Annotated in this window: 9 protein-coding genes; 3 read left to right on the top strand and 6 right to left on the bottom strand. The window is 67.0% G+C overall.

Going from position 1 to position 13,307, the window contains the following annotated elements; translation table 11 throughout:
• Positions 1-33: 33 nt before the first annotated feature.
• The 6 genes from AC3WLC_RS01720 to AC3WLC_RS01745 all read right to left on the bottom strand — a co-directional run bounded on the left by AC3WLC_RS01720 (position 34) and on the right by AC3WLC_RS01745 (position 7,946).
• Positions 34-813, bottom strand: coding sequence for a polysaccharide deacetylase family protein (locus AC3WLC_RS01720; RefSeq protein WP_493682212.1), 780 nt, complete (start codon positions 811-813; stop codon positions 34-36).
• Positions 810-1,949, bottom strand: a complete 1,140-nt coding sequence (locus AC3WLC_RS01725; protein ID WP_493682213.1) for a glycosyltransferase family 4 protein — start codon at positions 1,947-1,949, stop codon at positions 810-812. Before AC3WLC_RS01725 ends, AC3WLC_RS01720 begins: the two co-directional genes overlap by 4 nt.
• A gap of 27 nt (positions 1,950-1,976) precedes the next feature.
• On the bottom strand, positions 1,977-3,068 hold the full coding sequence (locus AC3WLC_RS01730) for an ABC transporter permease (protein ID WP_493683116.1): 1,092 nt from the start codon (positions 3,066-3,068) through the stop codon (positions 1,977-1,979).
• A gap of 80 nt (positions 3,069-3,148) precedes the next feature.
• Complete coding sequence (locus AC3WLC_RS01735; protein WP_493683117.1) at positions 3,149-4,147, bottom strand: ABC transporter permease; 999 nt, start codon at positions 4,145-4,147, stop codon at positions 3,149-3,151.
• A gap of 5 nt (positions 4,148-4,152) precedes the next feature.
• Positions 4,153-6,066 (bottom strand): ABC transporter substrate-binding protein, encoded by a 1,914-nt coding sequence (locus AC3WLC_RS01740; RefSeq protein WP_493682214.1) that lies wholly within the window; start codon positions 6,064-6,066, stop codon positions 4,153-4,155.
• Positions 6,066-7,946: an ABC transporter ATP-binding protein gene (locus AC3WLC_RS01745; protein ID WP_493682215.1), complete on the bottom strand. Its 1,881-nt coding sequence runs from the start codon at positions 7,944-7,946 to the stop codon at positions 6,066-6,068. The genes AC3WLC_RS01740 and AC3WLC_RS01745 overlap by 1 nt, the downstream gene beginning before the upstream one ends.
• Positions 7,947-8,267: 321 nt before the next feature.
• On the opposite strand from AC3WLC_RS01745, the gene AC3WLC_RS01750 reads away from it, so the two are divergent.
• Genes AC3WLC_RS01750 through AC3WLC_RS01760 form a run of 3 tightly spaced genes read left to right on the top strand, consistent with a single transcriptional unit; the run spans position 8,268 to position 13,268 of the window.
• On the top strand, positions 8,268-11,006 hold the full coding sequence (locus tag AC3WLC_RS01750; protein ID WP_493682216.1) for an ABC transporter transmembrane domain-containing protein: 2,739 nt from the start codon (positions 8,268-8,270) through the stop codon (positions 11,004-11,006).
• Positions 11,003-11,452, top strand: coding sequence for a cyclic nucleotide-binding domain-containing protein (locus AC3WLC_RS01755; protein WP_493682217.1), 450 nt, complete (start codon positions 11,003-11,005; stop codon positions 11,450-11,452). The genes AC3WLC_RS01750 and AC3WLC_RS01755 overlap by 4 nt, the downstream gene beginning before the upstream one ends.
• Positions 11,453-11,468: 16 nt before the next feature.
• Positions 11,469-13,268 (top strand): adenylate/guanylate cyclase domain-containing protein, encoded by a 1,800-nt coding sequence (locus AC3WLC_RS01760; protein ID WP_493682218.1) that lies wholly within the window; start codon positions 11,469-11,471, stop codon positions 13,266-13,268.
• Positions 13,269-13,307: the final 39 nt, after the last annotated feature.

Below are 13,307 nucleotides of genomic sequence, written 5' to 3' on the forward strand. Positions count from 1 at the left end.
CGAACTGGCCAAAACCATAGCGCCGGCGGCGCGTCAATCCAAGCCCATCGCCGCGCCGAAGAGCATATCGGGACCGGAGAATGCGACGGCCGCATGACCGGACAGTCGCTCCAGAAGATTCGCGAGGAAGCCCCAGGCCGTGCTGTCGTGATCGTGATGGTGCAGCAGCAGGCCGAAGGGCTGGTTTGCCTCCCGTTCTGCGCGGCGGGCAGCGAGCGATGCAGCCATCTCCGTCACGAGGTCGTCAGGCCGCCGGCCGACGCGGCCATTGCGCCAGTCGATCAGGTCGAGATCGGTGTTGACCAGACGCGGACCATCGGTGGAGCCGAGCGCGAAATTGCGGAAACAGGACAGGCCAGCGAAGCCGAGGCCAGGCAGCTCAGCCGCGATGTCGGGATGAATACGGTTCCAGGGCGGCACGAAGACCGGCAGCACGGAGCAGCCAAACAGCTCGTGCAGCCGCTCCCGGCCGGCGGCGATCTCGCCGAGAATCTCCGGAAGCGGCCGATGCGGGCCGAACTCGCTCTTCTTCTCGCCGGCCGGCGCGTGGTTGCGATGCCAGGTGCCGTGCTGGCAGGGTAGCAGGAGGGGGGCAGTCTCGAGCCGTCTTGCCAGGGTCTCCTGAGCCAGCAGCGGGATCGAGGCCAGCAGCACCGGAATCGCGAAGCGCTCGGCGAGGGCGGCGAGCCGGTCGAGCTGGTCGCTGGGCATGGTCGCGTCGTCGTCGCGCAGCCAGAGTTCGAGGCGCTTGCTGGCGGCGGCCCAGCGATCGAGCTCGGTCAGCAGAGCGGACCAGGCGGCTTCGTCGCTCATGGCGTGATCTCCCTGGCCTTGAGTCCATGCCGGGCGATGGCGGCGTCCAGGGCCGTGGCGAGGACTGCGCGGGCACTGTCGCCGTTGCGCTCCTGCCGTGCGAAGTCTCGCGCTGCCTTGCCCATATGGGCGCGGAGTTCAGCATCGCTGATCAACCGCGTGATCGTTGTTGCCAGAGCTACCTCGTCGCCATGAGGCGCAAGCAAAGCGGTTCGGTCGCGCTCGACCACTGCAGGGACGCCGCCGCTGTCCAATGCCGCAACCGGGAGCCCGGCCGCCTGCGCTTCGAGATAGACCACGCCATAGGCCTCGTTCAGGCCGGGCCAGACGAAGAGGTCGTGCATTGTGAGCTCGGCGAGGATGTCGGCGCGCTCGCGGCGGCCGAGGAAGCGGACGCGGCCGGGCGGGAGGCTTGCGAAGGCGGCCTCGATGGCAGGTCGCTCCGGGCCGTCGCCGATCAGCGTCAGCGTCCAAGGCAGGTCGGCGATGCGGGCGAGTGTGCGAGCCAGGAAAAGGTAGCAGGCGGCCTTGTTGCCCTGGCGCATCATTGCGACCGCGATCAGGCGGACTGGCTCGTCGGTTGCGCGACGCGCTGCCACGTGCTCCGGAACCTCCTCCACCCCGAGCAGGAAGGGCGGCAGGTCGATCAGGCGGTCCTGCTCCGGGATGAGCCGGCTCAGCCCCTCGCGGTCGCGATCGGTCATGCAGAGATGCAGGTCGGCGCGCAGGATCGCTGCGCGGGCGAGGGCCGCGGCCTCCGCCCAAGGGCCGATGAAGCGCTTCTGGGCATCACTGGCCTCGGCGACGACGAAGGGCAGGTCGAAGCGCTCAGCCAGGGCCGGACCGATCAGGTCGGGTGCCCGGTAGTGGCAGTGATAGGTGAAGAAGAGGTCGGGCCGTGCCTCCGGCGCCTGCCAGCGTTCGGTCAGTGATGCGATCACATCCTGCGCCGCCTGCTGGTGCGCGGCGAGCAGCGCCGGATCGGGTTCGCGCATGAAGCTGCGCTCGGCCGGGACGATCTCGACGGCATGGCCGAGCTCTTCCAGCAGCGTCACCAGCTGGCGCGCCATCAGCCGGTCGCCGGAGGGAGCGCCGTCACCATAGCGGTTCAGCGGCGTGTGGAAGGCGATCTTCACGGTAAGCCTGGATAACGCGGGCAGGCGTCAGCGATAGGGATCGGCTGCGTCGCGCAATCCGTCGCCGAGGAAGTTGAAGGCGAGGATGATGACGATGACCGGGATGCAGGGGTAGAGCAGCCAGGGATAGAGCGCGACGACGTTGATGTTCTGCGCCTCGTTCAGCATCACGCCCCAGCTGGTGATGGGGGGGCGCAGGCCCAGGCCGAGGAAGGAAAGCGCGGTCTCGCCCAGGATGGTCTTGGGGATGGTGATCGTCGCGGCGGCGATGAGATGGCTCATGAAGCCGGGCACGAGATGCAGCCCGATGATGCGGGCGGGCTTGGCCCCCATCAATTGGGCGGCGACGACATAGTCCTCCTCGCGCAGCGCCAAGAGCTTGGAGCGCACGGCGCGGGCGAGCCCGGTCCAGTCCATCAGCCCGAGGATCACGGTGATGCCGAAATAGACCAGCAATGGGCTCCAGGAGGGCGGCATGATCGCGCCGAGCGCCAGCCAGAGCGGGATATGCGGCAGTGATTGCACGATCTCGATGATGCGCTGGACGATCAGGTCGACCTTGCCGCCGTAATAGCCGGCGATGCCGCCGATGATGATGCCGAGCACGAAGGAGACGCTGACGCCGAGCAGGCCGATGGTCAGCGAGATCCGCCCGCCATAGAGGATGCGCGAGAACATGTCGCGTCCGAGCCGGTCGGTGCCAAGCAGATAGAGCGTGCCGCCCTCCGGCGGGCAGAACAGGTGCAGATTGCCGGGGATGAGGCCCCAGAACTCATAACCGTCGCCGCGGCAGAAGAAGCGGATGCGCTGCGGCGTGGTGGTGTCGACATCGTATTCGCGCTTCAGGTTCTCCATGTTGAGGCGCTGGGTATAGGGATAGACGAAGGGCCCGATGAAGCGGCCTTCGTGGAAAAGGTGCACCGGCTGGCGCGGCGCGCGGATGAAGTCGGTGTTGCGGGTGGTGTAGTGATAGGGCGCCAGGAATTCGGCGAACGCCACCGACAGGTACATCAGGATGATGACGACGCCGGAGATCAGCGCGAGCTTGTGCTTGCGGAACTTCCACCACATCAGCTTCCACTGCGGGGCGAGATAGACGCGCTCCTGCTCGGGCGACATCTTCTCGATCGCATAGGGCTCGAACGGCGCGGTCGACCAGCGATGCGGCAGCGGCTCGGAGGTGGAGGCGGGAGGCGTCGTCACTTGGTCGCCGTCCCCTGCAGGCGGATGCGCGGATCGAGGATGGCGAGCGCGATGTCGGAGATCAGCACGCCGATCACGGTCAGGAAGGAGAGGAACATCAGGAAGGAGCCGGCGAGATACATGTCCTGGCTCTGCAGGGCCCGGATCAGCAGCGGGCCGGTGGTCTGCAAGGAGAGCACGATCGCGACGATCTCGGCGCCGGAGACGATCGAGGGCAGGATGTCGCCGATATCCGAGATGAAGAAGTTGAGCGCCATGCGCAGCGGATATTTGCGCAGCGCCTTGCCCGGCGGCAGGCCCTTGGCGCGCGCGGTGACGTAATACTGTTTCTGGAGCTCGTCGAGCAGGTTGGCGCGCAGCTTGCGGATCATGCCGGCGGTGCCGCCGGCTCCGATGATGATCACGGGAATCCAGAGGTGCTCCAGCACCGACCTGAACTTGGCCCAGCTCATCGGCTGGTTGAGATATTGCGGGTCGACCAGGCCGCCGATCGAGGTGCCGAACCAGATATTGGCGAAATAGAGGAAAATCAGTGCCAGCAGAAAATGCGGCACGGCAAGGCCGAGCAGGCCGATGAAGGTGAGGCCGTAATCGCCCCAGCTGTACTGGTGCGTCGCCGAATAGATGCCGATCGGGAAGGCGACGATCCAGGTGAAGATGATGGTGAAGAACGACACCACCATGGTCAGCAGCAGGCGGTCGCCGACGATGTCGCGCACCGGCAGCTGATACTCGAAGGAGTAGCCCATGTCGCCGCGCAGCAGGCCGGTGGCCCACCAGAAATAGCGCTCGATCGGCGGCTTGTCGAAACCGTACTCCTTCTTCAGGAACTCGACGCGGCTCATATCCGCCTTCTCGCCCTGCGCCTGCATCTCGGCGACCATCGTCTCGAAATAGTCGCCTTCGGGCAGGTTGATCACGGTGAAGATCAGGACGCTGGTGACGAACAGCGTCGGGATCATCACCAGGATGCGCTTGAAGATGTACTTCAGCAGCACGGCTACTTCCCCTCGAACCAGAAGGTGTCGGGCATGTAGCGGCCGAAGAAGGCGCCCGGCTCGAAGCTGTAGAGGCCGTTTTCCGGCACGTTGCGCAGGCTCCTGGCGACCACGACCGGCTGCAGCGTGGCGTTGACCACCCCGATCGTGAACAATTGCTCGGCGTTGATCTTCAGCATCGTCTGCCAGATCTCCCGGCGCTGCTGGTGCGTCGTCGAATGGCGCCAGGCCCGGTAGAGCGCGACCAGCTCCTTCGCCTCTGGAATATCGGGCGCCTCGCCCTCGCGCCCGCCGCTTTCCAGATACTGGCCCCAGCGCGGCCAGTTGAACTGGGCCGGCGAGGTCGGGGCGAGCGCGTCCGGCTCCATCTCGGCCGCGACGAGCGCATTGTCCATGCCGGTCCAGCCCGACATGATCGTCTGGCCCGCGAGGATGCGGCGGCGGAAGACGTCGAGCTGGCTGGAGCGCGGGTGGATCTTGATGCCGATCGCGACGAAATCCTGCTTGATCAGGTCGAGGATGTCGGTCTCCTCGGTCGAGGCGCCGGCGGTCTCGACAGTGAATTCCAGGCGCCGCCCGTCCGGGAAATGGCGGATGCCCTCGCCGTCGCGCTTGGCAAGGCCGATCTCGTCGAGCAGACGATTGGCCTCGGCCAGGTCCGGCGTCATGTAGAGCTGCGCCAGCGTCTCGTCATAGAGCGGGCTCTCCGGCAGCGCGGTGTTGCCGCTCTCCTTGGCGAGGCCGAAGAAGATCACGCGGTTGATGTCGCGCCGGTTGATCGCCAGCGAGAGCGCGCGGCGATAGCGCACATCGCGGTTGAGGTCGCGCCAGACCGGGTCGATCGCGTTGAGATTGGGCATCAGCGCGAACCAGGCGCCTTCGCCGCGCTTCCATAGCCTGACCTCGAAGTTCATCCGCTTCGAGGCGTCCTTGAGGAAGGTGTAGTTGTCGAAGCGCAGATAGCGGGCCTGCAGGTCGGACTCGCCGGCGGCCGTCTTGGCCGGAATCAGGGCCGCGCTGCCGATGGTCATGGTGACCTCGTCGACATAGGGCAGCTGCCGGCCGTTCTCGTCGATCCGGTGGAAATAGGGGTTGCGGACGAAGCTGAACTGCTCGGCCGGGATCGCCGTGGTGTTGCGCCAGGGATCGAGCGTCGGCAGGTCGGGGTTCTCCGGGCGGTACTGGCGCGAGAAGCGCTCGTGCAGCGAGCCCCAGTCCTTGACGCGGGCGCTCTTGATCTTCTGCTCCAGCTCCTCCTTGCCGGCATAGCGCTGGTGGAACTGCCTGAGGTAATGCGCCGGCATGGCGATGTAGAGCGGCTGCGCGCCGGCGAGCGCCGGCAGGAAGACCGGATTCGGCTCGGCCCAGCTGTAGCGCAGGGTCAGGTCGTCGAGGATCTCGAAGCGGCAGGTCTGGCCGGAGATCAGCATCGCCTGCGGCGGGCCGCCGGGCGAGAGCCGCTTGTTGTTGGCGACATCCTCCCACCAATAGCGGAAATCCTCGGCGGTGAAGGGATGTCCGTCCGACCAGCGATGGCCGGCCCGCAGCCGCAAGGTGAATATGCGGCCGTGCTCGACGTCGAAGCTCTCCAGCACGTCGGGCGCGAGCTCGAGCTTGTCGTCGTAGACGACGAGGCGGGTGTAGCCGTAGATCGTCATCATGCGGATGTCGCGCTGGTCGCCCATCAGCGTGCGGATCGCGCCGCCATGGCGGCCGGGCGCGCGGCCCATCGCCGCCACGTCGATCAAACGCGGCGATTTCGGCAGGCGCTCGACGAGCGCCGGCAATTTGCCGGCGGCGACCTTCTCGGCCAGCGCCGGGCTGTCGATCAGCGTCTCGACGCCGGCGAGGCCGAGCCGCGGTGCGATCAGGGCGGCGCCCGTTCCGAGGAGGAAGCTCCGGCGAGCGATCCGCATCAGGCGAGCTCCCTGACGTCGGCGCCGGGCTTGGCGAGGACGAGATGGCCGGCCCCGAGATCGAGATGGGCGAGCGCCTCGCCGTCGGCATCGGGCTTGAAGGAAGCCGGCCAGTGGCGGGTGTCGGAGGCGCCGCCGGGCGCCGCCAGCTTGAAGTCGAGCTTGCGGTCGAGATCAGCGAAGGGCACCGATTTCAGCAGCGCCTTGGTGTAGGGGTGGACCGGCGCGGTGAAGAGGGTATGGCGCGGCGCGAGCTCGACGATGCGCCCGTTCGCCATCACCGCGATGCGATCGGCCATGTAGTTCACCACCGCGAGATTGTGCGAGATGAACAGGAAGGTCAGGCCGCGCTCGGCCTGCAGGTCCTTGAGCAGGTTGAGGATCTGCGCCTGGACGGAGACGTCGAGCGCCGAGACCGGCTCGTCGCAGATGATCAATTCCGGGTCGAGCGCGAGCGCGCGGGCGATGCCGATGCGCTGGCGCTGGCCGCCGGAGAAGGAGTGCGGATAGCGCGAGAGGAAGCGCTGGTCGAGCCCGACATCGTCCATCAGCGCCTTGACCCGCGCCATCTGGCCGGCGCCGTCGCCGCGCTCATGGATCACGAGCGGCTCGCGCAGGATGTTCATCACGGTCATGCGCGGCGACAGCGACGAGACCGGATCCTGGAAGATCATCTGCAGCCTGGGGCGGAAGCGACGCAGATCCTCGCCCTGCAGCGAGAGGATGTCGATGCAATCCTTGCCATCGTCGAAGCGGATCTCACCGGAATCGGGCGTCACCGCCCGCATGATCACCTTGCTGAGCGTGGTCTTGCCGCAGCCGCTCTCGCCGACCAGGCCGAGGCATTCGCCGCGCTCGATATCGAAGCTGACATCGTTGACGGCGTGGACGGTCGAGGTCGTGCCCTTGCCGAAGAAGCGGCTCGAATGGGTGGTGTAGCTCTTGTGGACATTGCGCACCGCCAGCAGCGGCGCCTGCTGGTCGCGGCTTTGAGGGGGCGCAGCCTTCGGCGCGGCCGGCACGCGCGGGCGCGCCTCGCGCAGGGCGACCAGCCGCTCGCCCTCCTGCATGTCGAAATGCGGGGAGGCCTTGAGCAGGGCCTTGAGATAGGGGTGCTGCGGGCGGCGGAAGATGTCCTCGGCCGTGCCGCTCTCCATGATCTCGCCATGGTAGATCACCACGACCTCGTCGGCCATGTTGGCGACGACGCCGAGATCATGGGTGATCAAGAGGATCGCCATGCCCATCTCGGCCTGGAGATCGCGCATCAGGTCGAGGACCTGGGCCTGGATGGTGACGTCGAGCGCGGTCGTCGGCTCGTCGGCGATCAGCAAAGCCGGCTGGCAGATCAGCGCCATGGCGAGCATGGCGCGCTGGCGCAGGCCGCCGGAGAGCTCGAAGGAATAGAAATCATAGGCGCGGGCCGGGTCCCTGAAGCCGACGCGCTTCAGCATCGCCTCGATCAGCTCGCGCGCCTGCGGCTTCGGCATCGGCCGGTGCAGCTGCAGCGCCTCCTCGATCTGGTTGCCGATGGTGTGGACCGGCGAGAGCGAGGACATCGGCTCCTGGAAGATCATGCCGATCCGCCCGCCGCGCAGATCGCGGATCTCCTTGCCCTCGGCCGGCAAGGCGGCGATGTCGATGACGGCGCCTTTCGCCTGGGGATCGCGGAAGAGGATGCTGCCGCCGGTGATCGCGCCGGCGCGCGGCAGCAGGCCCATGATCGCCTGCGAGATCACCGACTTGCCCGAGCCGGACTCGCCAACGAGCGCCACGGTCTTGCCGGCCGGGATCCGGAAGTCGACGCCCTTCACGACATCGCGAGCGAAGCCGTGGATGGTGAAGCCGATCCGAAGGTCGTTGATCTCGAGAATGTTCATCTGCGGCAGCCGCCGTCGTCCCCTGTCGTTTCTGTTGCCGGTTGCACGATCTGCGCCGCCAGCCGGATCGATTTGCCGCCGAAGCATCCTGTCCCGCTGCGGTGCGGCGCCTGCGCTTTCCCGTCCCGCCGTCCTTGTCCCGTCTCGATGACGATCTTGCAACAGGGCGATGCTCCCGGCCGCGCCGCCTGTCTCGACCGAACTTGAAATCGCCGGACTTGTCGAGTCCCCGTGACGTGTTGCGCCGCGTGGTGAACTGCCCACATATGGGGGCAGGCCGGCGGTGTGTCCGCACATCCGGATGCGGGATGGGAAAGCCCCTTGGAGAGAAGCCTCTTCCGTTACGTCTGGCAGAAGAGCCGCCGGGAGCAGATCATCGTTCTGCTCGTGATCCTGGTCTCGATCCCGTTCAACTGGCTCTCCTTCGACGTGCCCAGGCGCATCGTCAACGACGCCATCCAGGGCGGCGCCTTCAGGAATGGCAAGACGAGCGCGACCGTGTTCGACTGGACGCTGCACTGGCCGGAGGTCCTCGGCGGCGGCAGTGTCCAGGTTTTCGAGGGCTTCAAGGTCGGCCAGCTCGGGCTGCTTTTGACGCTGAGCTTCTATTTCCTCGTGCTCGTCCTGATCAATGGCGGCTTCAAATATCTCGTCAACCTGCAGAAGGGCGTGCTCGGCGAGCGCATGCTCCGGCGCATGCGCTACGACCTGTTCAGCCAGCTGATGCGCTTCCGGCCGGAGGATATCCGCTCGGTCAAGCCGGCCGAGGTCGCAAGCATGATCAAGGACGAGGTCGAGCCGATCGGCAGCTTCGTCGGTGACGCCTTCATCCAGCCGGCCTTCCTGCTCAGCCAGGCGTTGACCGCGCTGATCTTCATCATGATGCAGAGCGTCTGGCTCGGCTCGATCGCGCTGGTCATCGTGCTGATGCAGGCGGTGATCATCCCGATCCTGCGCAAGGAGCAGCTCAGGCTCGGCCGCGAGCGCCAGATCGCCTCGCGCCAGCTCGCCGGGCGGATCGGCGAGATCGTCGATGCCGGGCCGACCATCCAAGGCAATGGCGCGACCTCCTATATCCAGTCCGACATCGCCGGGCGGCTGGGGGCGCTGTTCGACATCCGCTATGCGCTCTACAAGCGCAAATTCGCCGTCAAGTTCCTGAACAACCTGATGGCGCAGGTCACGCCCTTCTTCTTCTACGCGATCGGCGGCTTCTTCGCTTTGCAGGGCCGGCTCGACATCGGCCAACTCGTCGCGGTGATCGCCGCCTATCGCGACCTGCCGCCGCCGATCAAGGAACTGATCGACTGGGAGCAGCAGCGCAACGACGTCACCATCAAATACGAGCAGGTGATCGCCCAGTTCAGCCCGAGCGAGGTGGTGACGCTGGAGGAGAAGGGCGAGATCGCGCCGTTGCCGCCGCGTGGTGAGATCCGGCTCGACCGGGTCGAGATGGTCGACAATCGCGGGCAACCGCTCCTGGCATTGCTGACGACGACGTTCCAGCGGCCCAGCCAGGTCGCGCTGATCGGGCCTGCCGGCGGCGGGCGAGACACGCTCGGCCGCATCCTCGGCCGGCAGACGATGAGCTATGGCGGGCGCGTCCTGATCGACGGCGAGCCGCTCTCGGCGATCAGCGTCGAGCGCGCCAGCCATATCATCGGCTATGCCGGGCCCGAGATCGAGATCATCAACGGCTCCTTGCGCGACAACATCCTGCTGCCGCTGAAGCGCCGGCGCCCGGTGGTGAAGCCGGACCGGGCCGTCGACCAGGATGAGCATCGCCGCTTCATCGAGGCGCTGCGGGCCGGCAACACGCCGCTGCCCTTCGCCGCCGACTGGAACGACTATGAAGGCGTTGGGCTCGAGGGCGAGGAGGCGCTCGAGGAGCGCGTGCTCGCCGTGCTCGACACGCTCGGCTGCGCCGACGAGGTCTACGAGCTCGGTCTCGACGCCAAGGTGATCGCGCCTCTGGCGGATGGAGCGGCCGAGCGCATCATCGAAGCGCGCAAGGTGGTGGCGGCCGAGCTGACCAAGGGCAAGCTCGGCGGGCTGATCGAGACCTTCGACCTCGATCGCTACAACGCCAATGCGACGATCGCCGAGAACCTGGTCTTCGGCGCGATGCGCAATGGTCGCCAGCCGGCCGACTTCCTGCTCGAGGACCCCTACGCCCGCTCGGTGCTGCAGGCCGAGGCGCTGGATGAGCCGCTGGCCGAGATCGGCGGGCGCATCGCCTCGACACTGGTCGAGATTTTCGCCGGCCTGCCGCAGGGGCACACCCTGTTCGAGCGCTACGCCTTCGGCGGCGAGATCGACCTGGAGAAGCTCGGTGAGCTGGCCGAGGCGTTGCGGCGGCACGACCGGCGCAGCCCGCTCGATCCGACCGTCCAGCGCGAGCTGGTTTCGCTCGCGCTCGGCTATATCGAGCCGAAGCACCGGCTCAACCTGCTCGACATCGCCCTGCGCCGCCGGGTTCTGCGGGCCCGGCACAGCTTCAAGACCTATCTGCCCGGCGAGAAGGCCGACGAGATCGAGTTCTACGATCCCGCCGACGTGATCCATGGCGCGAGCGTGCGCGACAACCTGCTGTTCGGTCGCATCGGCTTCGGCGTTCCCGATGCCGGGCGCAAGGTCGCGGAGATCGCCCGGGCGGCGCTGTCGCGCGCCGGGCTCGACTCCGCTGCCTATCGGCTCGGGCTCAACACCGATGTCGGTTTGCGCGGCCGCTATCTGCCGCTGCGCCTGCGCCTGATGGTGCCGCTGGCCCAGGCGCTGATCAAGCGGCCGGACATCCTGGTGCTCGACCTCGACGCCTTCGCCGTCACCTGTCCCGATCCTGGCGGCCTCATCCGGCGGATCGCCAATTATTGTCAGGACAGAACGACCTTCCTGCTCTTGACCGATCAGGGGCTGGCTGCCGATATCTCTGAGAAGATCATCTTCAACGGAGCCGTGGCCAGGGTGAACAGCAAGGGCGGAGCCAGCGACGAAGCGGACGAGATGCTGGACGAGCTGCCGCCCCCCAATGGCGCTGTTCCGATCGAGGCAAGGACATGACGCTCGAGAGCGATATCGGCTGCCTGAAGTCCATTCCCCTGTTCCGCGGGCTGCCCGGGCCGCGGCTGAAGCTGCTCGCCCTGATGGGCGAGCGGCTGCATTTCCCGGCCGGCACCGTCATCACGGAAGAGGGCGACAAACCGGAGGAGGTCTATTGCGTGCTGGAGGGCGAGGTCGAGCTGTCGCACGACTTCTCCGATGGCCGGCAGAAGTCCTTCCGGCTTGCGACCGGCAGCATCATCGGCGACGTACCGCTGCTGTGCAATCAGACCAATGCCGCCCGCTGCACCGCCAAGACCGACGTCGTGGCGCTGCGGCTGCCGCGGACACTATTCTTCGAGCTGCTCGACAACATCCCGGAGTTCTCGGTCGCGCTGTCGCGCGATCTTGCCGGTCGGCTCTATCGCCTGGCGGACTCCGTCCTGCATGGCGAGAAGACACATTGAAGCGCCGGGTGCGCCGATGACAGCGGTTCCGAGTACGCCTGCGGGACGCAGGCCCGCCGCCTCCGGCTTCGACCAGATGTCGTCCTGGAGCCGGGACGTGCGCTTCGCCTCCGGCTGCATCCTGATGGTCTTCGCGACCACGCATTTCCTCAACCACGCGCTCGGCATCTTCGGCGTTGCGGCGATGGAGGCGGCGCAGGAGTGGCGCTACTGGTTCTGGCACAGCTGGGTCGGCACGGTCGCGCTCTATGGCTCGCTCATCGTCCATCCGGTCTTCGCCCTGCTGCGCGTAGCGCAGCGACGCACATTCCGCATGCCGATGCGCGAAGTGATCCAGATCATCCTCGGCGTCGCGATCCCGCTCCTGCTGATCGACCATATCGTCGGCACCCGGGTTCAGGGTTCCCTGTTCGGCCAGGACGAGAGCTATCACGCGGTGCTGCGCCGGCTTTGGCCGGGCCTCGCCTTGTCGCAGAGCTTCCTGCTCCTGCTCGTCTGGACGCATGGCGTGATCGGCCTGCACTTCACCTTTCGGGCACGCGACGCCTATGCGAGCTGGCGCGATCCGTTCCTGCTCGTTGCGATCCTGATACCGCTGCTGGCCATCATAGGCTTCTCGGTGGCAGGCCGCGAGGCCCAGATGATGGCGCTCCCGCCCGAGCTCTATACGGCCAACCAGGTCGATGCCTTCAATCTGCATGTGACCTGGGCCAAGCGCGCCTTCTTCGGCCTGATCGGCGGCTTTGCCGGCTTCGTCGTCTTGCGCGAGCTCAGGGCGCGGGCGTTAGGGGCCATCGCGGTGCGCTTCGTCGGCCATGGCGTGCGCCGCGTCATTCCCGGGCCGACCCTGCTCGAGATCTTCCGCCGCTTCGGCATTCCCCATGCCGCGCTCTGCGGCGGGCGGGCGCGCTGCGCCACCTGCCGCGTGCTGGTGCTCGACGGTGCCGACGACCTGCCGGCGCCCGGCCCGGCAGAAGCGCGGCTGCTGCGCCGGATCTCGGCCGGCGACCATGTCCGGCTCGCCTGCCAGATCAGGCCCAAGCGCGACCTCCAGGTCCAGATCCTGCTCGCAGCCAAGCAGCGCGGCGCCGGCCCGTCCGGGACGATCGACCCGGATGACCGGATCGGCAAGAAGGGGCTGACGGTGATGGTCGCGGACCTCAGAGCCTTCACTGCGCTCTCCGAGCGGCAATTGCCGCACGACCTGATGACCCTGCTCAACCGCTTCTATGACGAGATGTCCCAGGCGATCGCGGCGCATGGCGGGCGGATCGAGGCGATCTATGGCGACGGGCTGATGGCAGTGTTCGGACTGGAGACGACGCCGGCGCGGGCGGGCGCGGCGGCGATCGCCGCGGCCGGCGACATGGTACGCGCCGTCGAGGCGCTGAACCGCGAATACGCCAACGCGCTGCCATTGCCGCTGCGCATCGGCATCGGCATCCATGGCGGCCAGGCGATCGTCGGCGCGGTCGAGAACGAGAGTATGGGACGGCGCGAGATCACCGTCGGCGAAACCGTGATGATCGCGAGTCAGCTCGAGGCGGCGACGCGGCGGCTCCTGTCCGACATCGTCGTCTCCGCCGAGACGGTGGGCGCGACCGGCCGCAGCTATCGCGACACGGTACCGCACAAGATCGCGGTCAAGGGACGCGACAAGCCGATGCAGGTCTACGGCTTCGGCAGCACGCCGACGGGTGAGGCCAGGGCGGATGCCGGACAATCAGCGCAGGCCAAGGACGGAGCCGGCGGTTGGGTTTCGGCGGCGAAGGACGCAAGCCCCGATCTGGCCGATCCCGGTCCTGATCGCAGCTAGAGCGAATTCGTAGCCCGCATGCCCGGCTGGCAATTGCCG

This window comes from Allobosea sp. GW821-FHT03A12, from assembly GCF_058986765.1.

Coding starts and splice junctions, on each gene's coding strand:
- AC3WLC_RS01720 (WP_493682212.1), bottom strand. CDS start 813: ATGAGCGACGAAGCCGCCTGGTCCGCTCTGCTGACCGAGCTCGATCGC.
- AC3WLC_RS01730 (WP_493683116.1), bottom strand. CDS start 3,068: ATGTCGCCCGAGCAGGAGCGCGTCTATCTCGCCCCGCAGTGGAAGCTG.
- AC3WLC_RS01740 (WP_493682214.1), bottom strand. CDS start 6,066: ATGCGGATCGCTCGCCGGAGCTTCCTCCTCGGAACGGGCGCCGCCCTG.
- AC3WLC_RS01745 (WP_493682215.1), bottom strand. CDS start 7,946: ATGAACATTCTCGAGATCAACGACCTTCGGATCGGCTTCACCATCCAC.
- AC3WLC_RS01755 (WP_493682217.1), top strand. CDS start 11,003: ATGACGCTCGAGAGCGATATCGGCTGCCTGAAGTCCATTCCCCTGTTC.
- AC3WLC_RS01760 (WP_493682218.1), top strand. CDS start 11,469: ATGACAGCGGTTCCGAGTACGCCTGCGGGACGCAGGCCCGCCGCCTCC.